Source organism: Ruegeria sp. (genome assembly GCF_965221235.1).
Taxonomy (GTDB): Bacteria; Pseudomonadota; Alphaproteobacteria; order Rhodobacterales; family Rhodobacteraceae; genus Ruegeria.
The window spans coordinates 168,597-194,492 of the sequence record NZ_CBDCRS010000005.1 but is presented as its reverse complement, the minus strand read 5'-3'; the positions used below and the strand labels follow the sequence as shown (position 1 = coordinate 194,492).

Genomic DNA, 25,896 nt, shown 5'->3' with positions numbered 1-25,896 from the left:
CTTTGTTGAGTGTCGTAGTCGTGTCTAGGCAATTTCTCCTCAACACTCATTTAAAGGCCTCTGCGCATTCCTGAATTGTAAATTAGCGCATAATTTGTAGTATCTTTGCGCATCCGCCCAAGTGCCCCTTGGCAAAATGGTTGAAGCGACCATACACCGACCTTTCCCGTATTTCCTCATTAAGTCTGCTTAACGACCGTCTATGATTAACCTGCGGACCGCAAGATATACTGATTCACTTGCGGCGCTTCACAATGACAGGAATGATGAGAAAAACCTGAGTGAAAGCGCCCGGATTGAATTACCTCAACGCCTGGCATCAATAAATTGTATTAAACGGAACATGATAGCGAGGCTGGCTGTCACACCTCTTTCCTGACGCATGCCGACTGACGCGGGGAAGTTCCTCAGATCATGGGCCGCGGCGGGTGAGTTCTTGGCCCGGTTTTCTTGGTGCTTTGTATGGCTGGGGTCGCACGATGTCGGCAGCCTTCAGCTCCCAGACCCCACGACTCGCCCCACAAGCCTAAAAGATGCCACTACACTGATCGCGTAACTGGCTATGAAATCCGGCAGAGCTTTTGGTTCGGTGCGGATGTGGGCTGCGGCAGGCCAATCTCGCTGAGCGCACCAGAACTTCTTCGAGCACAAGGTTGGCAATCAGCGCGTCCGGCTCTTTGGCATCGGGACCCCAAAGCCCAGGGGAGTCCATTTGATCGCTTGTGCTGCCAATTGGTACAGCCTCTGACCTTAAGGTGGGATGAGCTCGCCTCAAATTGTTTGCCAAAGTGAAACACTGTCGCGCTGACTTTTTGATTGTGCGTGAAACAACTGGAAAAGTGACGGATTCAGTGACAGCAGTGAAAGCGTAAGTTAACGCTAGTTTAACATTGCATTGTTTTTTCCGGACTTATCGCTCGGAACCGAGCTGTTCGGTACGTCGCGGGTCGCTGCTGAATTTTTGACCTCGCTGTACATTTTGATTTCGAGGTTTGCGTTTTATGACCGGCGCACGGCGTGAATTGTGTTTTTGGACTGAGCTGGAATCCTTTGGCGCAAAAACCGCCCTTGTTCACGGTGCTGAGCGTATTACCTATCAGGATCTGGCGCGCCGGGCTGATAACTGGGCCACCGAAACGAAACGCTCGGTTGGGATGGAGCGGCCTCTTGTCCTGCTTGAAGCATCCAATCAGCCAATGGCGATCGTTGCCTATCTGGGCGCATTGCGGCAAAACTGGCCAGTCATTCTGACCGAGCCGGGTCGCGCAGCGTTCCTGGCCGGGGTGCGGCAGGCTTTTGAACCCAACTTGATTGTCCGGTGCAACGGCCGTGACCTTGAGAAAGAGGTCGCTTGCACACGACCTGTCGAGATGTCCCCGGAGCTTCGGATTTTGTTGTCGACATCCGGGACCACTGGCTCGGCCAAGTTGGTGCGCTTGTCGGAAAAGAACATCAGCTCGAATACCGGAGCGATTGTGTCCTACCTGTCTCTGACGGCTGAGGATACCGGGATATCTTCTCTGCCGTGGTTCTATTCATACGGCATGTCAGTGCTTAATACGCAGTTGGCCGTTGGCGGTACATTCGTCCTGGCGGACCATCCAACGACAGCAACTGAATTCTGGGAATTGGCCCGGCAATGGCGAGTGTCGGTTCTGCCACTGGTGCCTTTGCAGGTGGAACTGCTTGAGAAGTCGGGCTTTAGCAGAGATCAATTGCCGAGCTTGCGCATGGTGCTACAAGTGAGGGGGAAGGTCCCCAAAAACGTCGCCCGTGCCTTCAAGACGGTTTCTGATCGCGAAGGTTGGGACTTTGTACCGATGTACGGGCAGACCGAAGCGTCCCCACGCATATCCTATGTTCCGGTCGATGCGTCACTGGATGATATCGACACGATTGGACAGGCGATCCCGGGCGGAGAGCTGACGATCGTGGACGAAGACCGCAACACAATTTCCCAGGCCGGTATTCCCGGTGAATTGGTCTATCGCGGCCCCAATGTCATGATGGGGTATGCAACAACACGCGATGATCTGCGCAATGCGCATCAGCTTTCAGCGCTCAACACTGGCGATATTGCGGAACTGACCGCAAGCGGCCTTTTTAGGATCGTCGGGCGCAAGTCCCGTTTTATCAAACCGAACGGGCTCAGACTCAACCTCGATGAAATAGAAGCCTATCTGCGGCGTAATCAAGTCACTGGCTATTGTAGTGGCACGGATGATTTGCTGGCGGTGTTTGTGGTCGGGATCCCGATCATGGGCTCTCTGGAAACTGACCTGAAAGAAAAGTTCAAGCTTGGGACCAATCAGGTGAAAGTTTCCTACCTGGATCAGGTTCCAACCCTGCCATCGGGAAAAGTAGACTATCGATCCCTTCGGGAGATGGCGGCGGCGCAACCTGCTGCCCCGGCCGGAAAATCCGACGATCTCCTTTCCGTTTTGCGGCAGGCGCTTGGGGTAGAACACATTGATCTGTCGCAATCTTTCAGTGACTACGGCGGTGACAGTCTGGCCTATCTTGAGGTGGAGCTGTTCCTGAGCAACTCAGGCCGCGATGTTCCAGAAGGTTGGGAGCGCATACCGATCAGAGACCTGCTTCGGCTTGAGAACGACGAAAGGCCTGCTGACGGCCCGACAACCCGCGTCGTGCCGATGGAACTGCTGTTTCGGATCGCGGCAATTGTTGCAATTCTGGCCAATCATTCGACCCGGTTTTATCTGGGCGGTGGGGCGTATTTCCTGCTTGTTCTCAGCGGTTATTCCATTGCCAGATTCCAAAGTGCGTCCTTGTTCAAGGGTGAGGTGCTGCGCGTCGCACTGCGGTCGGTCGGCAAGGTGCTGATCTGGTATTACCTGATCCTCATCTTCGTGCATTTTACCTGGACCCCGGTCAAGGCTGACTGGTGGTTTCTGTTGGGCAACTACGACGAAACCGGCAACGAACGCACAAAGATCAACTTCTATTGGTACATCTCGGCCCTGGTTCAGGTTGTTGTTCTGGCATGTATCCCGTTCCTCATACCAAAGGTTCGCAAATGGGCATCGGGCTCTCCTCTTGCCGGCGGAGCAGTCATCCTGATCAGCGCATCACTTGCCTTTGAATACGCAGGGGTGATGGATGTAGAGGCCGCACACAGGCTGCGTCACACAATCGGAGCCTTCCAGCTGGCGGCGTTGGGATGGTGCCTGTTTTTTGCGACCACAAAAGACAGCAAGATAGTGCTGTCCTTCGTTGTCGTCGCTTTGCTGGCGACACATTGGCATGACGCGGCGCCCCTGGCATTGATGTTCATTTCGATTGGTTCGATCGGCATTCTGTTTGGTTTCAAAGTGCATCTGAAACCTGTGGTGGCCTCTGCCACCACTTACCTGGCCAGCTTGACCCTGTTCATATACCTCTTTCATCCATTTGTGCTGGCCGTCGTTCAGCGCTTTGGTCAAGGACCGCCGGATGAACGGTGGTCAAACACGTCCATGTTTGTGGCAACCCTGCTTGGCTCGGTAATGATTGCGGGCTCGGCGCAGCTAGTTACGCAAAAGCTGGAACCGGTCCTGAACCGGTTGTTGCGGTATCTTGGCTCGGCGTCACCATCTGTTGGCAAGAGAGAGCGTAAAACAGAGCGCGCGACTTCGTTCGGCCCAAATTCGCGCTGAGCCGCTGTCTGGAGAAAGAAGATCCACATGGCGCTCTATTTTTCGCCGAGCGTACCGGCGTCGATTGCCGCGCTGTGTTGGCAAACTATCGGCCGTGGGAAATGCCCGAGGAAGCCTCTAAGCCTGACCCGTTCCCCTGTGCAAAAGTGCGAACAGTATTGAAAGCACGCCTTCTTTCCTTGGGGGTATTGCGGCGTGTCAGATGCGGCATTCTGCTGATATGAGCGTCCAAGTTCAGGCAATGACGACAATCAGCAGCTTTTGATGGTATTATTCCGAAAACTTGGGTGAATAAACTTTTGGCTCTGCAAATTTTGCTGAATTCGGTTTAGTTTCAAGGTTACGCGTCGCCTTTTGGCTATCGCCCATGACGTAATTAATGTGTTTCGACAAAGTCGAAGAGTTTTGAGTGTGAGTGTTGGGAGAATGTACGCAAATGAAATTGTGGAATAAATATGAACCGTACAGCAGGTTGGCAGTGTTTGTAGCAGCCCTGCTTATGATGCTGCCTGATCCGGCGCATGCTTATATCGGCCCCGGTGCTGGGTTGGGGGCAATCGCAGTGACCGTCGCCGTTTTGCTAGGTGTTCTGTTTCTGTTCGTAGGATTGCTATGGTTTCCCCTGAAACGGTTACTGCGCGGGTCGAAAGATCAAGCTGACGAAGGCAGTGGGTCCGACGCGGCCCAATGATGCAGGCCGTTCTTGTTTCACTTTTTGCGGTCGCGGGTTTTATCTGCGCGCTGTGGTGGACGAACATAGCGGGTGTCGCCCGGACCGTCATCACGGCAAGCCTGACAGGGGTGTCGTCCCTGTTCGACAATCAGCTTTCGGATCGGGAAAAGGAACGCGCTGCGCGGCAGGCGGGTATTCGGCTGTTGATCGGGGGCGGCAATATCGCATGGCGCATCGCACTGGCGCTGGCCCTTGCTGGGTTGCCGATCTGGCTTGCGGATCGGGTCGGTTTCGTGGCGGGCGGCGCAGTGCTGGATGTCATGCTGCGGGTGGACTACATCGTCATCGTGTCTGTTCTGGCCATTGTCGTGGTCAAAGGGGCCGGTCGGCTCCGCAAACCTGTCGCACCTCAACAGACCAAAGATCCTCTGTATTCGCCCGTTGACCAGTTTGTTCACAATTTTGCCTTTGCCAGCCCGGCCATTCTTAAATTTGCCGCGCGAGTTGAGGGTGGTTTGACGGCAAAATCGTCTCGGCCCGCAATCTCGCAGCCGATCTTTGTGACGTCTCTGGCACGCGGCGGAACAACGGCAGTTTTGAATGCGCTGCACGACGCGCCCGAGATTGCCACGCATATCTATCGGGACATGCCGTTTGTGACGGCTCCGGTTATGTGGAACAAATTGGCGGGCGGTCAAAAGCGCAGTGTTCGACGACAGGCGCGAGCCCATGGCGACGGTATGCAGATCGACCTGAACAGCGCAGAGGCGCTGGAAGAGGTCGTCTGGAAAATGTTCTGGCCGCAGAACTACACAGGGGCCACGATCCCCTTATGGAAAGCCGAGGATCAGGTGCCGCAGGCGAACCGGTTTTTGCACGATCACATGGCCAGCATTATCCGCGCGCGCAACGTACAGGCGCCGCCGGGCACACAGTCGAAAACCCGCTATTGCTCGAAGAATAACGCCAATATCGCCCGCATTCCCTATCTACTGAAAGCGTTTCCCGATTGTCGAATTGTTGTACCGATCCGGCGACCGGAATGCCACGCCATGTCGCTTTTGCGGCAACATTTGAATTTTAGCTCACTCCAGAACGACGACAGCTTTGTGACCCGTTACATGGCGGATATCGGCCATTACGAGTTTGGCAACCTGCACAAACCCTTCCTGTTTCCAGATCTGAGCCAGGGGGCGCTTGACGCGCACCAGCCCGATTATTGGCTGGATTACTGGACATGCGCCTTTCAGGAAATTCTCAGGTACAAAGAGAGTTGTATTTTCGTTCTACAGGACGATCTGCGCAGCACGCCACAGGCCACGATGATGGCTTTGTATAAAAACCTTGGCCTGTCGGCAGGAGATCAGGATTTTCCTTCCTATTTCCATTCCCAACCCGATGTGACTGAGACCGAGGCTTTTACGCCCGAGCGTTTGCAGCAAGCGCAGGACCTCTACGCGGCGGTGCAGGATTACGCGCAGTTAGGACAAGCGAAGATCGCCATGTGACAGGTGCTGCCCCGCAAAAACCCGGAAAATTATCATTGCTGAGCTAGGGTCTGTTGACATTTGGGATTCACAATTTGTCTGAACTCTGATTCAAGTTTCCAAAATGGAGGTTTGAATGGACGAAAACCGTTTTGTGATTTCGGATGATCTTTGGGAGAAGATGGCGCTGCTCCTGCCCGGCAAGGCCGGTGACCCGGGGGCGACGGGTCAGGATAATCGACGGTTCATGGAAGCGGTACTTTGGCGCGTACGAACAGGCGCGCCATGGCGTGACCTACCCAAGGATTTCGGTAACTGGAATTCGGTTTTCAAACGCTTTCGTCGATGGGCCAAAGCCGGTGTGTTTGAGAGTCTTTTCAATGCTATAAGCAGAGAGCCCGACCTCGAATACGCTCTGATCGACGGAACAATTGTGCAAGTCCATCAGAAGGCGTCGGGCGCAAAAGGGGGACTCAGCATCAAGCCATCGGACGCTCTCGCGGCGGGCTGACGACCAAGATTGTGGCCCTGGTCGATGCGCTCGGCAACTTGTTCCGTTTTCTGCTTCTACCGGGGCAAGCACACGACATGAAAGGAGTTGCTCCCCTGATCCAGGATGTCTCCTTCGGAGCTTTGCTGGCCGACAAAGCCTTCGATTCTGATTGGCTTCTGAAAGACCTTGATGAGCGCGGCGCTACTGCTGTTATCCCGCCAAAATCGAACCGAAAAATGCTGAGAGACTACGATACCCACATGTACAAGTGGCGTCATCTGATTGAAAATTACTTCGCAAAGATCAAGGAATTCAGAGGTATAGCAACGCGATACGACAAGACCGACATCAGTTACGCTGCTAACTGGCACCTCTGCGCTATGCTCGTCGCCGCACGCTGATTGTCAACAGACCCTAGTTTTTCCGAACAGTTTTGCCGCGCGGTTTCAAACAGATGACCGTCAAATTTAGGGTCCAGCCGCTCGGCATAAGTGACTCCGCCCAAAAGATTGTCTTCGATCAGATTGTAATACTCCCAAACCGTTCGACCGTCGGGTGATCGTTCCAGAACACGCCCCGCTCGCGCTTCGGCGACCAGCAGGTTGCCATTGTCCAAACGCTGATGCATGCCCATAACGTCGGTAAAGAATGCTTCGCCGCCTGCATCCGCGATTGAGTGCAGGATGTCGCCGGATACCAGCGATATCGTATCGACTGAACTGCTTTGGTTCTGAACACCCCGCTGACCCGAGGCATTGTCCAGCCATTCCGGCAACAGGTTGTTGTTGTTAAATACCGAGATCGTGTTTCCGTCGACAAAATCGGCGTCGTGCTGGCGCATAACCCGACCGGTTGAAATGAATTTGATGCGCCGATCTGTGGGGTCCATCAGAATGATCGAGTTGATATTGCGCAGCGACACAAGAATGTCGCCATGTTGCGCGACGCCTTCTTTCATGTCGATATCAAAGACCTCAACATCGTTCAGGTGAAGCGTGTCGCGGGACACGATGGGGCGGAATTCGTCAAGCGTTGATCCGTAAAGCAGACCGGAATAGCCATTGTCTATCAGGGCCTGGTTCAACGAAAACTCATCAATAACCTCGCCACTTGCGGACACGTGCATCACCCAGAACTCTTCGAACGGGGGGGCGTGGTTGGGCAGGCTTTCCACGGGCTCATAATGGGTCACAAGGCTAGGTATCCAAAGCGATCCGTCGGAACTGACGTCGACTGAGTGGTGGCCGCGGCGGTCAAGCCGCCAGACAACCTGCCCGCAGGGGTCGACCCTGAGCGTGGCCAGCTCGGTGAAGTTAAATACGATGTCCCCATCCTCGAGCAGCGCTATACCGTGCAGGTGGTGCTGTTTGCGGTTCAGAACAGGTTTCGGGATGTGGGTCGGGGTATCTGGCCACAAATCATCCCATCTCAGCGCTCATTCCTGAATGATGTCCCCATGGGCATCGACGATCCTGACCTGATGGATGTCCGGATCCGAACTGAACCCTGAAACCAGGGTCGCGCCCAGAGCGCGCAGGTTCGGAGCATGCAAGGTATCGGGTGTTTCGGGTGCATCGTCATACCTGAAATACTGCCATCCCAGCCGCTCTTGATGATAGGCAAATGCGGTCTTCACTTCGGAAATCGCAGAGACGATATATCTGTAAGGAGGCAAGTGGTACCGCGCCGTAAAAACGCCGATCAGAAACATCGCTATTGCGCAGGCAGCAAAGAAGAACCCAAGTGAAAGTTTGTCTTTCATGTCGAAAGCTCCCATTCACCTTGACCGCCGTATAACCGAAAACTGTCGATTTCCCTCAGTGTACAGCGTTGATATGTACGGATTGAGCAGGAATTGGCTCAGATTTTCTACTGACGAGAGTGGCCGGGAACACAAGTACCCGGATTGGATGATAGAGCCTCTGTCGATATAGCGAACAATCCGGCCGCACGCCCGGCAATTAGCGGCTGAAAGCAAGGGGATTCGACCTTCTGACGGGGGTTCGGGCCACGAGTATTGTTTTCCTCAGGCCGCGGGGGTATGGTTTTCTCGTTTTAGCCGGTAACTTGTTGATAAAAATGAAAAACACAGATGTCCGTGACGATTATCACGCCTTGGTGCGCAAGGATGTCCTTGATCTTGTGCCGGATGGCCGAAATGCGGTTCTGGACATTGGCGGGGGTATCGGCGCCTCGGCAGGGTATCTCAAAGAGGTGGACAAGGCCGAGCGATATGTTGTCGTTGATCTGGTTGCGGACGCAAAACATGCCAGCGTAGACGCGGCGTATTCCGGCAATCTTGAGGACCCGGCGCTATTGCAACGGATCGAGGCCGAGCAGGGGGTCTTCGATGTCATTCTGTGTCTGGATGTTCTTGAGCATCTGACTGATCCCTGGTCTGTGATCGAGGCCTGCCACGCCATGCTCAAGCCCGGCGGTGTGATCGTGGCGAGCATTCCAAATGCCAGAAACCACAGGCTGGTAATCCCTTTGGTGTTCAAGGGGCGCTTTGAGTATACGGAAAAGGGCATTCTGGACCGCACACATTTGCGATGGTTCGTGCGGGATACGGCGATACAGCTGATGACTGGAACCGGGCTTGAGCTGGAACATATAGAGGGTCAGTTCTACGGGCGGCGCAAGCGGTTGGTGAACTGGTTGACCATGGGCTTACTGAAGAATTTTATCTACCTGCAATACTTCATCCGGGTGCGTCGTAACCCGTCAGAGAGATTGCCGAACAGCAGCAGGCCTCAGGAACAGCCCTGATCGACGAAATCCCCATAAGACAAGGGATAGCGCAGGGCATCCATCATCCAGAAAACCGCCTCGTCGTCATACCCGTTGATGACTTCCCAGACGACATTGCCATCAGGCGTGACTTCAAACGCGCGGCCGCGATCGGTTTCGGCCAACAGGATATTGCCGTTCTCAAGGATCTGATGCTTGCCGCGGTACAGAGAGTAGAACGCCTCTTCCCCCGATCCGTCAAACACCGTGGTTACATCACGTGAGACAGGATCGATCCGCAATATCCGGCTGCCGCCCCGGTTGCCACGAAACCCGTATGCCGCATCGGGTTTCCCGCCCGAGCGGTTGTCAAACAGCGTGATGGTTCCGTCCGATTGGAAATCGGGGTCATGCTGGCCGATCATCGGCCCGGTGATATACCATTTCAGCTGATGGCTTTCCCCATCCAGAACCCAAATCTGGTTGAATTTCCGAAAACTCAACAGCAGATCACCGGCATCAAAATCTGGGAAAGCATCCGCCATCTCTGAACTCAGGATATCGACGTCGTTCAAATGGGCCACGTCATCCGGCGTTTGCCGAATGGCCATCATGCCTTCGAGTCCGTTATCGGTCAGCACCTGAACGAGATCGACAAAATCCGTTTGCTGGCCGGTTTCCAGATCGAACCGGGCAATGGCGTCGAAATGATAGCCATCGCCATAAGGCACCAGCGTATCGGCCGTGTATTTGTCTACATATATCGGCACCCAGAACCCGCCCGAGCCATCCAGCGTCAGCGCATGATGCGCGCGGCTGTCGTTTTTCCAGATCACCTCGCCGCAGGGCGAAATCCGGTAGGTGCCTTGCCCGTCCAGATTGGCCAGCAGGTCCCCGTTGGGCAAAAGCTGCGCGCCATGGATCAGAGCATGAAACCTGTGCGCCGCGTTCCCCTGCGCCAATTCAAAGAAATCGACTGGCCATTCGTGCAGGACGGCCCCGTCCATCCCATAAAGCCGCGCGGTCAACCTGCCATCAAAAACGCTGACCAGCATCGTGACACCGGGCTGCATATTATTAGCGTCAATCCGCGCCACGTGGTCCTGGGGGAAGGTCATCGCCTCCATATGCTGAACCGGGCGGATGCCCAGCATGGCCAACCCTTCTTTGCGCACGGTCTTGAGCGTTTTTATCCCGACTTCTAACTGTGGTTGCGGTGGAAGCCGGAAGTGGCCGAACGTAACGCCCAATATGAATGCCAATATCAGCCCGCAGACTGCGAAGGCTAAAAACGATAAATCCATTTTTCGCATGAAATCCGAAAATTTCATTAAACTATAGCTTTCCCAGAACGCGTCATCGCTGATCAGCGTGACCAAAGACGTCATCCATTGCAACTCTAATATCGAAAGCGTATCTGGCCTTGAACTCAGTCGCCGACCAAATGAACGAGCAATGTTAAAAGATGCGCGGAAATCCACCTTGATAGAAAGCCTGGCCCTTCGTTTCGCGGCGTTTCCAAATTCAGTACAATTTCCCCAAACAAGCAGATTCTTAAACGGTCACAGAATGATCCGGCTTCTTTACATCCGCTCTGTGACACGCTCATCATCAGTTGCTAAGACGCTCCGGCGCCAATTCGGGTTTTGACCATATGCAGATTGAAGAAACCGCCCTGCCGGGCATCCTGATCCTGACGCCACAGCGGTTTGGCGATGAGCGAGGCTTTTTTTCGGAAAGCTGGAACCGCAAGACCATGCAGACGCATGGGATCGATCTGGATTTTGTGCAGGACAATCATTCGGTTTCAACCAGCGTCGGCACATTGCGGGGTCTGCATTATCAGTCGCCGCCGCATGCTCAGGACAAGCTGGTGCGCTGCGGGCAGGGTGCGTTCTTTGACGTAGTGGTCGATATCCGCAAGGGCTCGCCCACCTTTGGCCAATGGCTGGGCGTTGAACTGAGTGCGCAGAACGGAAAACAGCTTTTGGTGCCAAAGGGCTTTCTGCATGGCTTTGTCACGCGAGAAGCGGATACCGAGATTTGTTACAAATGCACCGATTATTACGCGCCGGACTGTGACGGCGCAGTCCGCTGGGACAGTTGCGGTGTGGATTGGGGGCTGACGAGCGACCCGGTGCTGTCGGACAAGGACAAGGTAGCACCGGCATTGGCCGAATTTAACAGCCCGTTTGAATGGGAGAGCATTTCGTGAAAATTCTGGTAACGGGTGGCGCGGGTTTCATTGGCTCGGCTGTTGTTCGGCGGGCGATCCGGGACGGGCACCAGGTGGTCAATCTGGATGCGCTGACATATGCAGCGTGCCTCGAAAATGTGGCCGAGGTGGCGAATGATCCCAATTACAATTTCTTGAAAGCCGATATCCGCGATCGCCCTGCGCTGGATCAGGCGTTGGCTGACCATGCGCCTGACGTCATCATGCACTTGGCCGCCGAAAGCCATGTGGACCGGTCCATCGACGGGCCCGGCGCTTTTGTCGAAACCAACGTGACCGGAACTTATAACCTGCTTGAGGCTGCCCGAGTGTATTGGGACAGACAAGGACGACCAGACAGCTTCCGGTTCCACCACATTTCGACGGATGAGGTCTATGGCTCACTTGGGCCAATCGGGCAGTTTACGGAAGAAACGCCCTATGATCCGCGCTCACCCTATTCCGCCAGCAAAGCCGCCAGTGACCATCTGGTGCGCGCCTGGGGCGAGACCTATGGGTTGCCGGTGGTGCTGACGAATTGTTCAAACAATTACGGTCCCTACCATTTTCCGGAAAAGCTGATCCCGGTCATTATCCTGAACGCGCTCGCGGGCAAGCCGCTGCCGATTTACGGCGATGGCTCGAACGTGCGGGACTGGTTGTTCGTAGAAGATCACGCCGAAGCGCTGCTGCTGGTGGCTCAGAAGGGTGAGCTCGGCCGTAGCTACAACATTGGTGGTGAGAATGAATGTTCGAACCTGCAACTGGTGCAGATGCTTTGCGGGATTCTGGACCGCCTGCGCCCGGGTGCAGAGCCGTATGCGGACCTGATCACTTTTGTCACGGACCGGCCCGGCCATGATGCGCGCTATGCCATTGACCCCACCCGTATCCGGGATGAGCTGGGCTGGCGACCCTCGGTCAGCGTCGAAGAAGGGTTGGAGCGCACCGTCCGCTGGTATCTGGACAATGAAAGCTGGTGGCAGGCGCTGCAAAACCGCGAGGGCGTCGGCGAACGGCTGGGAACAAAGGCATGACCATTCTCGTCTTTGGCCGGACCGGACAAGTAGCGCAAGAGCTTGCGGTGCACGCGGGTGTCACGTGCCTTGACCGGTTTCAGGCGGATCTGGCGCAGCCTCAATCCTGTGCTGCCGCCATTCGCGCGGCTTCCCCAACAGCGGTGATCAACGCCGCTGCCTATACAGCCGTTGATCAGGCCGAGGACGAAGAAACGTTGGCCAACGTGATCAACGCGGACGCCCCCGCCGCAATGGCGCGGGAATGTGCGGCATTGGGCATCCCGTTCGTCTCAATTTCAACGGATTACGTGTTTGACGGGTCGGGCGAAGCCCCATGGAAACCCGACGATGCGACCGGTCCGCTGGGGGCGTATGGCCGCTCCAAACTGGCGGGTGAGCAAGGGATTGCCAGTGCCGGAGGAGCTTACGGCATCTTGCGGACGTCCTGGGTGGTGTCAGCCCATGGCAATAACTTTGTCAAAACAATGCTGCGGCTGGGTGTTGAGCGGGACCGGCTGTCCATCGTGGCCGATCAGATCGGCGGCCCGACACCGGCGCGGGACATCGCGGCGGCGTGCCTGACCATGGCGCGGCAATTGGCCGAAGATGCGGGCAAGGCTGGTGTCTATCACTTTGGCGGTGCTCCGAATGTCAGCTGGGCCGGGTTCGCGCGCGCGATTTTTACAGAGGCCGGGATCGAATGTCAGGTGCAGGATATCCCCTCTGCGGACTATCCCACCCCCGCTCAGCGACCGCTGAATTCGCGGCTGGATTGCAGCACGTTGGAGACAACCTTCGGCATCACGCGTCCAGACTGGCAACAGGGGTTGAGCGATATTGTCAGCGACCTGAAAACCACGCACTGACTACGGTGTTCAAGGGGACGTCTCGTCAAAGCCCAGGCTGCTTTCGACGATATAAAGTGGCCGCTTTCGGGCTTCTTCATATAGCCGTCCCAGATATTCTCCGATCACGCCAAGCACGACCAGCTGAAGCCCGCCGATCAGCAACACTGCGACCATCAACGAGGCATAGCCAGGGACATCCACCCCGTGAATCAGCGTGCGCATGATCAGGTAAATGCCATAAACAATCGCGCCAAGAGCAGTCAGTATGCCGACATAACCCGCGACCCGCAAAGGAACGGTGCTGAAACCGGTGATGCCGTCGATAGCGAAATTCCACAGCCGCCAGTAGTTGAACTTGGATTTCCCGGCGGCGCGCACGGGTCGGTCATAGGGGACCTCGGCATGGCGGAAACCGACCCAGGCGAATAACCCTTTCATAAAACGGTTCTGTTCACGTAACTGTACAACCGCACGGACCACACGTTGGTCCATTAAGCGAAAGTCGCCGCTGTTGGCGGGTATCGGCACCCCGGACATCGTGTTGATGACCCGATAGAATCTTGCCGCCGTCCAGCGCTTCATTTTGGTGTCCGAGTCCCGTTGACGTCGTACTGCGTAGACAACATCAAACCCTTCACGCCATTTTTCCAAAAATGCGCCAATCAGCTCTGGCGGGTCCTGCAAATCGGCGTCGATTGGCACCACTGCCTGCCCCGAAGCAAGGTCGAGGCCAGCCGTCATGGCGATTTCCTTGCCAAAATTGCGCGAAAAATTCACGACTTTCACCCGCTCGTTGTCGTCGTGCGCCTTAGCAAGCATTTGGGCAGTTCCATCGGTGCTGCCATCGTTGACGCAGATAATCTCATAGCTTTCGCCAAGGGAGTCGAGCACCGAACAAAGCCGTTCGAACAGAACGGGCAGAACATCTTCTTCGTTGAACATGGGGATAACGATACTGAGCGTCGGTCCGCCTGTGGCAGAGGTCGTGACCCGATGCGGAGATGTGAGCGTGCTCATGGTCTGTGGCGTCATTGCGATTGTCTGTTTTGTCGATCATGTCTAAGTGACCACGCTTTGCAGCCCGGTTCAAAGAGTTCCTTGAACATACGCAATAAAAACGGTGCAGCGTCTGAACAAAGCCACGTCCGCGCGAGTTGTCTCACACGGCATTACAACACAGGTGGAAATCCTCAGAACGCATACGCGGTCAGTTTGTTATGAGATTACCGGATGGCGCTGTTTGTAAATCCGCTTTTTCAGCGCTTTAAAGGTGAAGATTGCCAGCCCTGAGCAGAGTATGAAAAGCCAGCCAAACAAAACGTAGAACCCAAAGGCCGTCAGCAGGGAATACCCGGAAAACAAGGCCACTCCGGCGGCGATGAAGCCTACTAGAATGGTCACTCCTAAAATTCCCGGCATTGAAGCACACTCTCCGACATTGGCCTCGATCACTGCTGCCCCTGTTATCAGGGCTGGCAGTATCGCTGAGCAAGGTTCCTTTGAATATTCCGTGACACAATCACGGCAAAATTATGGAAGCCCTTAGGTTAAAATATGGTTACTGAAAATCGGTTGGAACAGGTTTTTCGGATTTTGAGCGACTTGCTGCTTATATGTTGCGAATTGAATGCAGGCCGGGCTGTCCGCGGCCCAGCAGGAATGGTTCAATCCGACGCAGTGCCGTCTATGCGCTCCAGAACAACAAAGCGGTCGTTGTCAAAGATAGGCGCATAGTAATCCATCACGTAATTCCCAACCAGCCGTCGCCAGCGCAGGCGCATCTGTGCCGCCTCAAGCGGGACGGCAGGCACGTGGACTGATGCCAATATTGCACGCAATTGGCCATATTTACCGGAACTGACCCAATGGTTGCCAGAGGGCGGCGGGGCATCCTTTGGCGTCGTTGACAACCAGTCGAAACTTTCGCGATCGACAATCACAAGAGCATCCGGATGATCCTGAAGCGTGGCAAGCAAAGAATGTCCCCGCGCGTCGCCATAAATGTAATTGTCCGTCAGGAACCCAACCTTTGATACGCCCAACCGGGCGGGCAGGGACCACAGCCTGTCATAGGCGAAAACCGGCTTGTCGCGTTGTGGCGGCTCGGCCAGAAAGCGGGACAGCGCAACCGTGTTTTCATCAGGGTCGCTGTTTTCGCGCAGAAGGTTGGGCAGGACAGAGTCGACGACCGTATCGGGTTGCGTCAATTGCCCTGAGATCATTGCCTGATAATTGGACAGAAGGCCGGTGCGGAAGACATATCGGGCGATTGTGAACTGACCAAAGGTATAGGTCAGCGCCAGGATCACGGTCAGGACAATTCCGCAACTCCGCACTGTAATGGGGACGGGGGCATAGGCGGCCCGAAACGGCAGCACCATGCAGAACGCGATGGGCAGAACGGCAGGGACCAGATGCCATTGATCTGCACGGCTGAGCCCGCTTTTCAGCAATATGGCAGCATAGGCCAAAGCGCCAATGATCAACAGATCGGACGGTCCCGGCACTGCCGTCCATCTCCGGCCCAAAGCCGAGCCGGTTAGCCAGACAGCGATCAGGACCAAAGCAAACACGGCTAGGCCCGACGCGGTCCAATAAAAGCGGAATGCGGCCTCGCCCGAGTCAAACTGGCCGGTCAGATAACGTACGACGGAAAAATAGTCTCCGATGGCGGGGCCAAGCAGCAGCCACAGGCATCCGAGCCAAACGACAAAAGATGTACCAGCCGTCAACATAAGCGCGCGGATGGCGCGCCTGTCCCGGAGTTTGATAAAGAGGGACGCGTAGATGGCAAAGATGCCAATGGCGGTCGCAGCTCCGAAATCCTGAGAATAGCTGAGCAACAGCCCCAGACCTACGCCATGCAGAACGTTCAACCCAGTATGAAACGGGCGGTGGGCCACGCTGATTAGGATCAGAACTCCGGCCAGCTTGCGCAACCCGTTCTGGTTTGGGCCGAGCATAGTGTTGAAATACAGACTGGAGAGCAGAAGAAACGCGCCCAGACGCCCCCAAAACGAGGCGATATGGACCTGAATGGCGATCAGTAGCGCCAGCATAACCAGCAGTTCCAGCATCAGCACATAGCTGTAGAACGGGGTCAGTGAAAATGAGGTCAGCTTGGTCCACCAATAGGCCGGATAGAGCATAAGCGGCCCGTACAGGAACTCGAAATCCTGATAGGGAACATCGCCGTTCAGCATCCGATGGATGGTTGTCAGGTGGATGGATTCCTCAAAATACGGCCCGCTGGGCGCAAGGGCGGGCGGGAAATAGACAAATGCGATCGCAACGCAGACCAGAAACGGCAGCAGCAGGGTCGAGGCCCATCCGGGTTTTGCCCGAGACGGTTCGGCGGCAAGCGGCAGAGGATCCGCTCCGCGCGACAGGCCCCAGACGCCAGCCACAGTAACGGCGATCCAAAGAATGGTAATCAGATGCGCAGCCCGGTTGTTATAACCTTCAGCCTGCGCCGTGCTGATGACTCCGGGCGCATGGCCAAACATCTGCGGAAGCCATTCGATCAGCGGCAGGACCACAAGAAACGAGATCAGCGCGAAACCAATACTGCGCCAGTTGGGGTAGGTATGTGTGTGCATCTATACCCTCGTCCTGATCGGGAGACACGTACCGATAATGCTTTGGAACAATCCTGATATCTTGACCCCATCCATACGGGCTTGCCAAGAAATTTGCGGCTTCCCAATACGTTCCCGGGTATTTCCGCGGATCACATTGCTTTCATTCGCAAACAATCGACGAAAATTCACGAGACTTTTGACGGCAGAAAATAGGATTTGGCTTTCAGGCTGGGCTTTTCAATCACATGCCATGAGAACGCCGCAAACAAGGACACTACGGCCAGCGTCACCACCAAATGGAACAGGTATTGCTGATCGAACCACCCGGTCAGCATCAGCGCCTGCTGGATCGGAAAGGCATAGAGGTAAATGCCATAGGAGTAATCGCCGGTTTTCAGCACGCCCCACAGGGTCGGGTTTTGCAGGCCCAGCCAAACGGTCAGATAAGTGGCAAACATCGGCGCATAGAAATAAAGACTGGAGGAGCCGAGGCACAGGAACGAGATGACAGCGCAAATTGCGGCCAGTGGGGCGTTCAGCGGAACTTTGTCGCGCCACGCATAGAGGCTGGCACCGGCGAAGAAGCTGACAACCAAAATACGCGCCAGCTGAATCCGGTCGTCCACCGCCTGTTGCAGGTTGGGTTCCAGACCTTCGGGAGTGGCGATCAGCATATTTTTCAAAACGATGACCACACCCTTGGCGCTGGAGGCCCCCAAAGCCACGCTCATGATAGTGAGGCCGATAAAGACCAGCAGCACGAACCAGCGATTGCGGAATACGCCCAGCACAAAGAACAGCGCCAGATAGAAATAGCATTCCAGTTCGTATGGAACTGTCCAGAGTGAGCCGTTCACGACCCTTGGATACGGGATGCCGTGGAAAACGCCAGGCAGCTCATAATGGACGAGGCCGAGAATGTTCAGGAAATAGGAATAGAACCCACCTGCCGTGAAATACTCGCCCAAGGTCAGTGATGTTACGATGGGGCCAAGGATCACGGCGGCAAGCGCCACCTCGACCGTAAGGGCTGGAAACAGGCGCAGACCGCGAAAGATCAGATAAACCTTCAGACTGTCCGATCGGTACAGGCTGGCCGTTACCAGAAATCCGCTGAGTGCAAAGAACATCGGCAGGATCATACGCACTGCCGGGGCAAGTGCTACATCGCGAAAGAAAGCGTCCAGCGCTTCGCGTCCGTAGGTCACGCCAAACGAGTGCCAGGCCAGAACGCCAATCGCAAGCGTGATGCGTAAATAGTCGAAGCCGGTTGTGCGCCCGTTATACAGATCAAACTGATCCGCCAGAGTGCGCGGACCGGGCGAAGCGGCCATGGTGGGTTTTTCTTCTGTAAAGCGCGTCACAATCGTTACAACACCTGAACTGGTAAACCGTGCAAAGTTAAATTCATCGAACCGATTGCCCGATTATACCTTATTGAGGGGTTATCAGGCAATGTCGCCTGCGGCAGTCCGGGCGCCACCTGTTGCGCAAGCAAGCCGTTTTCAGGGCCGGTTTTTGGCGTCATCCTTCGGATGATAAAGCCCGATGACGGCGCCAAACAGCTCGGCCAGCAAGTCCAGCTTGCCACTCAGCCCAGTGATTTTTGTCGGCACTTTGCCGCTGTCCGGATAAGTGCGAGTAACTCCAACTTCGGTGACTTTATAGCCAAGTTGCGAGGCACGGACAGACAGGTAGAACAGCAGGTTATACTTGATGAAAATATCTCGGAACGGGCGGGTGCTGGGATCGTCCAGAAAGGCGCGGGAATAGCCCCGGAACCCGTTGGTGGTGTCGGTGAACCAGTGACGCGCGGCAAAGCTGATCAGGGGGGCGTGGATCAGCCGGCCAGCGATCCAGCGGGACAGCGGTGTGTTGATGGCCCGCCCCCCGTGGGCATAGCGCGAGCCCTGAACATAGCCATACCCTTCCTCAAGCTTGTCGAGGATGCTCAGAATACCATCCACGCCATCCTTGCCATTTCCATCCATCGTAAGGATCGCGTCATAGCCCTGATCCAGTGCCCAGGCATACGCCATCCGCAATTGCGCGCTTAGCTTGCCGGGACCGGTCTTTGTAAGGCAGGCCCGCACCCGCCGGGGTTCAAGCCGAGCGGAATCCGTCGACCCGTCAGCCGAGCCACCATCTGCAATCACCACATCCACTGGCGGATCGAGCGCCGCTATGGCGTCCAGCTGGCCCAGCAACCGTTCGCCTTCGTTGATGACAGGAATGATCAGCACAGCCGATGATCCACGGGGCTTAAACACCTGACTTTCATAAGTGGGCACCTGCCGGGCGGGTACAGGTTCAGTCATTCGGCGCGCTCCGATTGCGGCCCGAAACAGGCAGTAAGGGACTCTGACAGCGCCTCAAGCCCGCCGCGCATTTCAACCGAAACCCAGCCGTTCCAGCCCGCTGCATCCAACGCCGCACAGATACGCCGGACCATTGCCGCCTGCGTTGACAGCGGGGCCAGATCAGGGGCGCTGAGGTGCACGTGGTGCGATGCGTCCAAAGCGGGGGCAAGCCAGTCATCGACTGTCTCGATCTCACCGGTCAGGATAGCGGCGCCAAGGTCAAGGTTCATTTGGACTGCAGGATGATCGACGGCTCTGACCACCGCCAGGGTCTCGGCAATAGTGGTCATAAAATTTGTACCATATTGCACCGGGTTTGTTTCCAGAGCGACAACAACCTCTCGGGATGCGGCCATATCCCCCAACCTTTGGAAACTGTCGTGCCAGATAGTCTGGGCTTGGATCGGGCTCATTTCGTCTGGGATCAATCGGTTCGCAGGCGAGCCGAAGACAAGGTTCCGGCAGTTCAGGCGCGCGGCAAGCCCAATTGCAGCCTGCATCGTGTCCTGCAAAGTCTGCTGCGCTTTCGGCGGCCCGAAAAGATGGGCGTCTGGGACACCGAACAGCAACGACTGCATCGACGAAGGGCGCAGCCCATAGGCTGAGAGTTCGGCAATGACCTCGTTGCAGTCCTGCGCCGTTGCCCCAAGTGGTGCGTCATGCCCGGGAAACAGCAGGCCCGGTGCGAATTCCAGCCCGCTCACCCCGTGATCGCGCAGCAGATCATAGGCCGCGCCCCTTTGTTCGGACGGCCAGGCGATATTCGAGACCGACAGCTTCATTGACCCAACCCCGTGAACGTCCGGATGCCTGACAGGATGGCGTCACGCCCCAGCAGATATCCGTTCTCATGCCCCCAGAGATCGGAATGTCGGCTGCGCATATCCTGCGTGACCTTTGGCGCGTCACGATACGGAAAATCCTTTCCCGTGAGGTCCTTGTAAAGCCCCCCCGCGCTGAGGGGTCGGGTGGCAAGGTTCAACACAGCCACGTCATTCTCGCGCGCGATGGTGATGTCATGCCACAATCTGGACAGGTCGTAGAACTGAAACATGCTGTCTGCGTGGGTGAAGGCCAAAGCGGTCACTCCGGCCTGTTCGCAGATGTCACGCAACGGGGTGCCCACGATTGCATCCCGGTTGCAGCGCCACATATTCGCCGTTTCATCCCAACTAAAGCCACGTTCAATCACCCGCTGGTCGGCCTCGCTGGCGGTAGAGTGCAGACGCTCATAGATCTCGGCTTTCAGAAAGGACGGCACCGGGTTCATACAGTCGAACAGAAAATTCTTTTTCAGGCCATGCCCAAACAATGCCGGCAAGCGCAGAATAAGCCGGCTGGGGAAGTGATCCGCAATCAGGGTTTCAAACTCGCGACGATGACGGCCATAGGCGAGGTCTGTTTCAAAATCGTCACTGTCTTCCGTCACCGGCTGAGACGGATCGCGATAGACGGCGATGGTCGAGATCAGAACCACATGGGCCGCGCGAACCTGACGCAGCTTGTCAAACAAGCCCAGAATATTGGCCCGATCTGCATCGGGGTTCTGGTTGGCCAGCCACATTGTGGCCGGAACTGCCGACACCACCAGAGTGTCACACTCATGCCCGACCACCTGATCAATATTCGATGAATTGAATAGCCCGGTAAACCCGTGCTGACCGGTCAGATTGCCGCCAACAAACCCAGAATATCCAACAAGACTATCCATCACCTTTTCCTCTGACACTCGTTGACATGCACACCCGGTTCACAAATCCTCTGGGTGTGATCCTTGCATATTCCGCCGGAAAACAATGCGGGAATTTATGACAAAATTCACGATCAGTGACACTCCGGCCCCCGCCAGCAAGGTCAGAGCGTCCCTTAATGCACTGGGCGTCGGTGCCTCGCCAGCATAGGCTTCGATGAACAGGATGGTTGTGATGCGCGCGCCTCCGGCAATTGCGGCACTCAGCAGAACACCACCCAGACGGCGAAGGGAAACGGCGCTGCCATCGGCCCGAAACAGCCAGAATTCAAAGATCAGATAATTGCAGATCCCGACGGCCACAAAACTGACTGTTGCCGACAGCCACAAGGGCAGGCCAACCACCCGATGCAGGAACAGCGCAACCGCGATATCGACCACTAGGCCCAGCCCGCTGATGGCAGTAAAGCGAAGAAAGCGCATCAGGACTCCGTCACCAGATGTGACGACAGCGCAGTCCAGTCCGGGCGTCTGGCCTTGAGAAACGCGAACAGGTCGAAAATGTTATCGATCTTCCCGCCGAGGATCGAGAACAACCCCGGCAGTTGCGCGTGTTCATCCATCAGGATGGGCCGTCCATCATCGAATTCATTGCGCAATAGCACGGTTTTGACGTCAAACAAGGATCGCACCCACTCCGTATCAGCCATGCAAGGCATATAGCGGGTCGCATCATTGACCATATGCCGCCAGCGGCTGTGCAGGTGCTGCTGTTTCAACCGGTCAAATTGCTCATAGGCAGAGGGACCGGTGGCTGTATCGATCCAGGATGCCTGCGGCGTATAGCGGACATGTGACAACGAAAACGCCCCTTCGGCGGGAAAGGGCATGATCGAAAAGAAAGGCCCGTCCATGACCGTCACGCCAAGCTGATTCAGCTCTGTCGGTTGTTTCACAAGCGCAATCTCGACCAGTTCATGTTTGAGCGGGTAAAGATCCAGACCGCTGTTGCGCAGCAGTGTATTGAGCTGCGCATATCCCACGTTGAACACCGTTTTCGCCGCAATCGTCGCGCCGTTGGACAGCTCGACCTCAAGACGCCCGCTCGTGGTTTTGCGAACCCGGTGCGCGTCGGTGTCGAACCACACTGGGACCTCATGCTCGGACATTCGGCGGTGAAAGTGCTGGCGTAGCCGGGTCCAGTCGAACGCGTATTCCTTACACGTGAACACCGCCTCGATCTGGGCCGGGTCGAACAGGGCGCTTTGCGATGGGCTGGCGCGCTGAATAGGGGCGCCCATCAGATTAAACATCGCCTCGAACCGGTTGGCCTGCACATGAGACCTGCGTCTTGAGATGGCGTAAAGCATCTCGAAATCGTCCTGAACGCAGTTTCGGAATGCCTGTGTGAAGACCGGAAAATTCTTGAGCGAGCGCTGCGCCGTGACAAAATTTCGGGGATAATGCAGCCCGGAATGCACTCGCGCCTGATTGACCGCAGAGGCCCGGGTCATCAGTTCGGCACCACGCTCAACCACCAGAACCCGATCCGTAATGCTGCGAAACAGCAGGCTGAGCGCGCAGCCAAAGAACCCGCCTCCAATTATGACGACGTCGAATTCACCAGAGCCAGTGGGATCAGTGGTATTCATTTCGGCGGATCAGCCAATCAATCCGGGGACATGGTCTCGACATTGACCCGTTGAAAATTTGTAAAGAAATCGGCGTTGTTCATTTCCCGGATGATCTCGTCCCCCGTATTGTTCTGCAATCGGCTGAGAATTTGATACAGCGCCGTGGCAATCGCGCCGAACAGCAGCCCGGTCAGCGCGGTTGAACCGCTGATGGCAAGGCTGGTTGTGAACCAGCCCGGTTCCAGCGCAACGCCCAAAACAAACAGGCAGATTGCGTAAATGAAAAACAAGACCGAGCAGAACGACACAAAAAAGCTCAACATTGCAAGAAAGCGCAGAATGCTGGGCGGCGAATTGGCCAGAATCTCGACCGCCATCCCAAATCGGCCGAGCAATGAACGCCCGTTGCGCACATCTTTGTCCGGATCAACATCCAGCGTCGTGATGTCTTCGGAATGTCCACCGCTGCGGGGCATAAAGCGCAGGGCGATTTCTCGGTCAGCGCGTGAGGCGATCCACCCGATATGAGACCGGTGGAATGCTGCCGTCCGCAGGATTTGCGGGTCAACCTCGTAGCCTGAGATCAGGCTGAGCAGACGCGCCGACGCGCGCGCCGGCAGCGCAACGCGGCGGGGGCTTCGCAACCGGACCGACGCGCCAGAGCCGGTCATAATGTCGAAGATTTTCTGAAGGTCAATGAGATTGCGCTCAGTTGGAGATACAATGATCGCAAAGTCGCCAATTGTTTCCGTTGCCGCAACAACAGCAGCGCGGTATTCCCCGGTTCCTTCTCGCAGGATCAGGCTGCGCAAGTTGCGAAGCCTGAATAAGCGGTCGAAAACTTCACGGTTGCGGTCGTAATCCGTTGTGGACACAAGCAGAAGAATCTCAAAGAACTCAGCCGTATTTTCCAGAAATTCCAGCGCTTCGCGGGTTGTCCGCTCGGTCTCGGCAATATCGCCCTTGGCCAGTATGGCAATGCTGATCAGATACTCTCCGCGCAATTGCAGAGGCGGCGATTTAGTTTGAGATGTGGCAGACGATGGAACCTGCAATTCACGCTCCTGGACCAGCAAAGGGTTGCTTCTGAAAGTGTCCTGATGCGGGGAATACCTGTCAACATTTATCGAGAAAGGATCAAAAACTGACAGTTCGCGACAGAGTCACATCTTGACCAGCCGTCCGTCCGTGACCTTGATCCCCTGCTTTTCAAACACATTCCGAGTGTCGATGACCAGCGCGGCCTCACGCGCAACCAGCGCGTAATCAGGGGCGCTGTGATCGGTGATGACGGCCACGGCGGCATAGCGTTTCACAGTGTCTGACGTCAGCGGAACCGACTCGCGACCTGCCAGATGCGGGTATTCGCCGCCTTCGGGCAGGCGGGGAAAATACGGGTCGTGGTAATCGACTTCGGCCCCCAGCTTTTCCAGCTCGTCCAACAGGACCAGAGCGGGACTGCGGCGGGTGTCCTCCACATCGCGCTTATAGGCGATGCCCATCAGCAGGATGCATTGACCCGTCAGCGGCTGCCCGGTTTCCACCAGCGCTGAACCATTGCGCGCCGCCAGTTCTGCCGCCATCCGTGCCGCCAGCATGGACGGAACCGCATCGTTGCTGGACCGCGCCAGATTGATGATCGGCGTGTCTGATCCCGCGTCCGCCGCACGCCATGCCAGATAAGCGGGCGAGACCGGAATGCAGGCCCCACCGATACCGGGACCGGGATAGAAGGGCATGAAGCCAAAGGGCTTGGTCGCCGCCGCCTCGATCACTTCCCAGACATCGACATCCATTGCGCCGAGAGCGGTTTTCAACTCGTTGACCAGCGCAATATTGACAGTGCGAAAGCTGTTTTCGACTAGTTTGACCGCTTCGGCAGTTGCGGCCGAGCTGACTGGTACCGCACTGGTGACGATGGCGCGATAGAAATCCTCGACCAATTGCAGCGACAGCGGATCGTCGGCGCCTACCACTTTCGGGATGCTATGCGTGTCGAATTTGTCATTGCCGGGATCTTCGCGTTCCGGCGAGAAGGCCAGGAAGAAATCGCTGCCCGCGCGCAGACCGCCGGCCTCTAGGATCGGTTGCACAAGCGTTGTTGTGGCTCCGGGCCAGACGCTGCTTTCCAGCACCACCATCTGACCGGGGCGCAGATGCCGCGCGATGGTTTGTGCGGCAGCGGCGACAAAGCGCATATCCGGGTCCTGCGCATCGTTCAGCGGGGTCGGCACGCAGATCAGGATGATATCGGCCCCTTCCAGCGCCGCGACATCCTGTGTTGCGCGGAACTTGCCGCTGTCCACCGCCTTTGCAATCCGGTCCTGCGCCAGGTACGAGATCACCTGATCGCCTTGGTTGATCCGCGCCACCCGGTCGGGGTTAAGGTCAACTCCGGTCGTGTCGAACCCTTCATCATAGGCGGTCAGCGCCAGCGGCAGGCCGACATAGCCCAACCCTACGACAGCAATCCGTGCCTCGCGGGCAGCGATGCGTTGCTTGAGGGATTGATGGTGCGAGGTCTCGAAATTCATAACTTACCCAGATTACACAAAGTCACACTGAAAATAACGGACGGTTCGCCCATAATACCAGACGCGCCCCGGACAACAGAATGCCGGGGATGGCGCGCAAAGCCAACAGATTTGTTGGGAATCGCTTCGGCAGCACGGGTCTGTCTGGTGATTTGAGACAATCTGCCCATTTTCAATGCTCTGTTACTGTTTTCCTCGAAAGAGGGCCCGGTTATTGGCGGGGTGGCGCAGGTGTCTCCTTACCGGTCCTGACGATGCTGCGCAATTGCCGCAGAGTTTGTCGAAGGGCCAGATAGCCTCGTCCACGCCCCGCCAAGTGTGCCCGCCAGCGGGCGATGTCGGTGAAATAGAACATCTCAAGCCGGGGCAGGTCATGAAGGTCAGATCCGGCTTTGGCCACGCCCAGTCTGGTGCCGACCGACGTGGTATAATGCTGCGCGATGCAGCGGCGCACAGCGGGTGAAGAAGCACCGTAAGGAGGCGCAAAGTGGTGGATCGGTTGGCCAAGCCGGGCCGAGATGTCCTGGCCTGACTGCGCCACCTCTGTCTCCAGCCTGTCGGCGGGCAGGGTGGTCAGATCGGGGTGGCTGAGGCTATGAGCGCCGAAGCAGACGCCCTCGGTCGCCAGAGATTCGATCCGGTCCCAGTTCATCAAAGGCCGGGCAGGAGTATTGCAGCCCGCCCAGTTTTCGGACTGGCCCATCAGATCTGAGGGCAGGTAGACGATTGGCCGAAACCCATGGTCGCGCAGGATTGGCCAGGCGGTCGTGTCAAAGTCGGCAAATCCGTCATCAAAGGTGATGACGACCGCCCGATCCGCGGGTGGTTGGGCCATGGCATCCGGCGAGACAACCGGTACGCCGGATACGGCCAAGGCCTGCATTTGCGCGGCAAATACCTGCGGTGAGATCGAAGTTGGCCCCGGCGCATCCGAGATCGAATGATACATCAGAATATCAAGCTGCGGGGCTGCCAC

At 56.3% G+C, this 25,896-nt stretch carries 23 protein-coding genes; 8 read left to right on the top strand and 15 right to left on the bottom strand.

Features of this window, described 5'->3' with window-relative positions; translation table 11 throughout:
- The first annotated feature begins 1,001 nt into the window (after positions 1 to 1,001).
- From ACOQOY_RS21535 to ACOQOY_RS21520, 4 genes are all read left to right on the top strand, one after another.
- Positions 1,002 to 3,656 (top strand): AMP-binding protein, encoded by a 2,655-nt coding sequence (locus ACOQOY_RS21535; RefSeq protein ID WP_420587432.1) that lies wholly within the window; start codon positions 1,002 to 1,004, stop codon positions 3,654 to 3,656.
- A 478-nt stretch (positions 3,657 to 4,134) separates the two neighbouring features.
- The gene (locus ACOQOY_RS21530; protein WP_420587431.1) at positions 4,135 to 4,347 is read left to right on the top strand and encodes a hypothetical protein; all 213 of its coding nucleotides are present in this window, start codon (positions 4,135 to 4,137) and stop codon (positions 4,345 to 4,347) included.
- Positions 4,344 to 5,837: a sulfotransferase gene (locus ACOQOY_RS21525; RefSeq protein WP_420587430.1), complete on the top strand. Its 1,494-nt coding sequence runs from the start codon at positions 4,344 to 4,346 to the stop codon at positions 5,835 to 5,837. The genes ACOQOY_RS21530 and ACOQOY_RS21525 overlap by 4 nt, the downstream gene beginning before the upstream one ends.
- Positions 5,838 to 5,952: 115 nt before the next feature.
- Positions 5,953 to 6,710 (top strand): IS5 family transposase gene (locus ACOQOY_RS21520; RefSeq protein WP_420583776.1). Its coding sequence is split into 2 segments (ribosomal slippage): positions 5,953 to 6,289 and positions 6,289 to 6,710, totalling 759 coding nucleotides; the frame shifts between segments, so codons are not numbered across the junction.
- Here ACOQOY_RS21520 and ACOQOY_RS21515 read toward each other — a convergent pair.
- Both ACOQOY_RS21515 and ACOQOY_RS21510 read right to left on the bottom strand, forming a co-directional pair.
- On the bottom strand, positions 6,662 to 7,726 hold the full coding sequence (locus ACOQOY_RS21515) for an arylsulfotransferase family protein (protein ID WP_420587429.1): 1,065 nt from the start codon (positions 7,724 to 7,726) through the stop codon (positions 6,662 to 6,664). The genes ACOQOY_RS21520 and ACOQOY_RS21515 overlap by 49 nt on opposite strands.
- An 18-nt stretch (positions 7,727 to 7,744) precedes the next feature.
- Positions 7,745 to 8,071 carry a hypothetical protein gene (locus tag ACOQOY_RS21510; RefSeq protein WP_420587428.1) on the bottom strand — a complete coding sequence of 109 codons (327 nt, stop codon included), beginning with the start codon at positions 8,069 to 8,071 and terminating at the stop codon, positions 7,745 to 7,747.
- A 317-nt stretch (positions 8,072 to 8,388) separates the two neighbouring features.
- Between ACOQOY_RS21510 and ACOQOY_RS21505 the strand changes: the two genes are divergently transcribed.
- Positions 8,389 to 9,078: a class I SAM-dependent methyltransferase gene (locus ACOQOY_RS21505; protein WP_420587427.1), complete on the top strand. Its 690-nt coding sequence runs from the start codon at positions 8,389 to 8,391 to the stop codon at positions 9,076 to 9,078.
- Here ACOQOY_RS21505 and ACOQOY_RS21500 read toward each other — a convergent pair.
- A complete protein-coding gene (locus ACOQOY_RS21500; RefSeq protein WP_420587426.1) occupies positions 9,063 to 10,301 on the bottom strand; it encodes an arylsulfotransferase family protein in 1,239 nt (412 codons plus the stop codon). The two genes, ACOQOY_RS21505 and ACOQOY_RS21500, sit on opposite strands and share 16 nt — an antisense overlap.
- Positions 10,302 to 10,693: 392 nt before the next feature.
- On the opposite strand from ACOQOY_RS21500, the gene rfbC reads away from it, so the two are divergent.
- The 3 genes from rfbC to rfbD are packed head-to-tail and all read left to right on the top strand — an operon-like array spanning position 10,694 to position 13,139.
- Positions 10,694 to 11,254, top strand: a complete 561-nt coding sequence (gene rfbC / locus ACOQOY_RS21495) for a dTDP-4-dehydrorhamnose 3,5-epimerase (RefSeq protein WP_420587425.1) — start codon at positions 10,694 to 10,696, stop codon at positions 11,252 to 11,254.
- Complete coding sequence (gene rfbB / locus ACOQOY_RS21490) at positions 11,251 to 12,291, top strand: dTDP-glucose 4,6-dehydratase (protein ID WP_420587424.1); 1,041 nt, start codon at positions 11,251 to 11,253, stop codon at positions 12,289 to 12,291. The genes rfbC and rfbB overlap by 4 nt, the downstream gene beginning before the upstream one ends.
- On the top strand, positions 12,288 to 13,139 hold the full coding sequence (gene rfbD / locus ACOQOY_RS21485; RefSeq protein ID WP_420587423.1) for a dTDP-4-dehydrorhamnose reductase: 852 nt from the start codon (positions 12,288 to 12,290) through the stop codon (positions 13,137 to 13,139). Before rfbB ends, rfbD begins: the two co-directional genes overlap by 4 nt.
- Positions 13,140 to 13,148: 9 nt before the next feature.
- On the opposite strand, the gene ACOQOY_RS21480 is transcribed toward rfbD, so the two are convergent.
- The 12 genes from ACOQOY_RS21480 to ACOQOY_RS21425 all read right to left on the bottom strand — a co-directional run bounded on the left by ACOQOY_RS21480 (position 13,149) and on the right by ACOQOY_RS21425 (position 25,896).
- Positions 13,149 to 14,138, bottom strand: a complete 990-nt coding sequence (locus tag ACOQOY_RS21480) for a glycosyltransferase family 2 protein (protein WP_420587422.1) — start codon at positions 14,136 to 14,138, stop codon at positions 13,149 to 13,151.
- Between the two features lie 198 nt (positions 14,139 to 14,336).
- Positions 14,337 to 14,522, bottom strand: a complete 186-nt coding sequence (locus tag ACOQOY_RS21475) for a hypothetical protein (RefSeq protein ID WP_420587421.1) — start codon at positions 14,520 to 14,522, stop codon at positions 14,337 to 14,339.
- A gap of 263 nt (positions 14,523 to 14,785) precedes the next feature.
- Positions 14,786 to 16,720, bottom strand: a complete 1,935-nt coding sequence (locus tag ACOQOY_RS21470; RefSeq protein WP_420587420.1) for a hypothetical protein — start codon at positions 16,718 to 16,720, stop codon at positions 14,786 to 14,788.
- A gap of 167 nt (positions 16,721 to 16,887) precedes the next feature.
- Entirely contained in the window at positions 16,888 to 18,066 is a 1,179-nt protein-coding gene (locus ACOQOY_RS21465; RefSeq protein ID WP_420587419.1) for an acyltransferase family protein, read from the bottom strand.
- Between the two features lie 141 nt (positions 18,067 to 18,207).
- Positions 18,208 to 19,020, bottom strand: coding sequence for a glycosyltransferase family 2 protein (locus ACOQOY_RS21460; protein ID WP_420587418.1), 813 nt, complete (start codon positions 19,018 to 19,020; stop codon positions 18,208 to 18,210).
- Complete coding sequence (locus ACOQOY_RS21455) at positions 19,017 to 19,844, bottom strand: sugar phosphate isomerase/epimerase family protein (RefSeq protein ID WP_420587417.1); 828 nt, start codon at positions 19,842 to 19,844, stop codon at positions 19,017 to 19,019. The genes ACOQOY_RS21460 and ACOQOY_RS21455 overlap by 4 nt, the downstream gene beginning before the upstream one ends.
- Complete coding sequence (locus tag ACOQOY_RS21450; RefSeq protein WP_420587416.1) at positions 19,841 to 20,773, bottom strand: hypothetical protein; 933 nt, start codon at positions 20,771 to 20,773, stop codon at positions 19,841 to 19,843. The genes ACOQOY_RS21455 and ACOQOY_RS21450 overlap by 4 nt, the downstream gene beginning before the upstream one ends.
- A gap of 39 nt (positions 20,774 to 20,812) precedes the next feature.
- Positions 20,813 to 21,235, bottom strand: a complete 423-nt coding sequence (locus ACOQOY_RS21445; RefSeq protein WP_420587415.1) for a GtrA family protein — start codon at positions 21,233 to 21,235, stop codon at positions 20,813 to 20,815.
- A complete protein-coding gene (locus tag ACOQOY_RS21440; protein WP_420587414.1) occupies positions 21,235 to 22,404 on the bottom strand; it encodes an FAD-dependent oxidoreductase in 1,170 nt (389 codons plus the stop codon). Before ACOQOY_RS21440 ends, ACOQOY_RS21445 begins: the two co-directional genes overlap by 1 nt.
- A 17-nt stretch (positions 22,405 to 22,421) precedes the next feature.
- Positions 22,422 to 23,441: a hypothetical protein gene (locus tag ACOQOY_RS21435; protein WP_420587413.1), complete on the bottom strand. Its 1,020-nt coding sequence runs from the start codon at positions 23,439 to 23,441 to the stop codon at positions 22,422 to 22,424.
- A gap of 108 nt (positions 23,442 to 23,549) precedes the next feature.
- Positions 23,550 to 24,920: a nucleotide sugar dehydrogenase gene (locus tag ACOQOY_RS21430; protein ID WP_420587412.1), complete on the bottom strand. Its 1,371-nt coding sequence runs from the start codon at positions 24,918 to 24,920 to the stop codon at positions 23,550 to 23,552.
- 211 nt (positions 24,921 to 25,131) lie between these two features.
- A complete protein-coding gene (locus ACOQOY_RS21425; protein ID WP_420587411.1) occupies positions 25,132 to 25,896 on the bottom strand; it encodes a polysaccharide deacetylase family protein in 765 nt (254 codons plus the stop codon).

Bases quoted from the DNA above. Each gene is read 5' to 3' on its own strand.
- ACOQOY_RS21480 (WP_420587422.1), bottom strand. From the start codon at position 14,138: ATGAGCACGCTCACATCTCCGCATCGGGTCACGACCTCTGCCACAGGC.
- ACOQOY_RS21470 (WP_420587420.1), bottom strand. From the start codon at position 16,720: ATGCACACACATACCTACCCCAACTGGCGCAGTATTGGTTTCGCGCTG.
- ACOQOY_RS21455 (WP_420587417.1), bottom strand. From the start codon at position 19,844: ATGAAGCTGTCGGTCTCGAATATCGCCTGGCCGTCCGAACAAAGGGGC.
- ACOQOY_RS21445 (WP_420587415.1), bottom strand. From the start codon at position 21,235: ATGCGCTTTCTTCGCTTTACTGCCATCAGCGGGCTGGGCCTAGTGGTC.
- ACOQOY_RS21535 (WP_420587432.1), top strand. From the start codon at position 1,002: ATGACCGGCGCACGGCGTGAATTGTGTTTTTGGACTGAGCTGGAATCC.
- rfbD (WP_420587423.1), top strand. From the start codon at position 12,288: ATGACCATTCTCGTCTTTGGCCGGACCGGACAAGTAGCGCAAGAGCTT.
- ACOQOY_RS21505 (WP_420587427.1), top strand. From the start codon at position 8,389: ATGAAAAACACAGATGTCCGTGACGATTATCACGCCTTGGTGCGCAAG.
- ACOQOY_RS21450 (WP_420587416.1), bottom strand. From the start codon at position 20,773: ATGGATAGTCTTGTTGGATATTCTGGGTTTGTTGGCGGCAATCTGACC.
- ACOQOY_RS21525 (WP_420587430.1), top strand. From the start codon at position 4,344: ATGATGCAGGCCGTTCTTGTTTCACTTTTTGCGGTCGCGGGTTTTATC.
- ACOQOY_RS21430 (WP_420587412.1), bottom strand. From the start codon at position 24,920: ATGAATTTCGAGACCTCGCACCATCAATCCCTCAAGCAACGCATCGCT.
- rfbC (WP_420587425.1), top strand. From the start codon at position 10,694: ATGCAGATTGAAGAAACCGCCCTGCCGGGCATCCTGATCCTGACGCCA.
- ACOQOY_RS21510 (WP_420587428.1), bottom strand. From the start codon at position 8,071: ATGAAAGACAAACTTTCACTTGGGTTCTTCTTTGCTGCCTGCGCAATA.
- ACOQOY_RS21460 (WP_420587418.1), bottom strand. From the start codon at position 19,020: ATGACTGAACCTGTACCCGCCCGGCAGGTGCCCACTTATGAAAGTCAG.
- ACOQOY_RS21440 (WP_420587414.1), bottom strand. From the start codon at position 22,404: ATGAATACCACTGATCCCACTGGCTCTGGTGAATTCGACGTCGTCATA.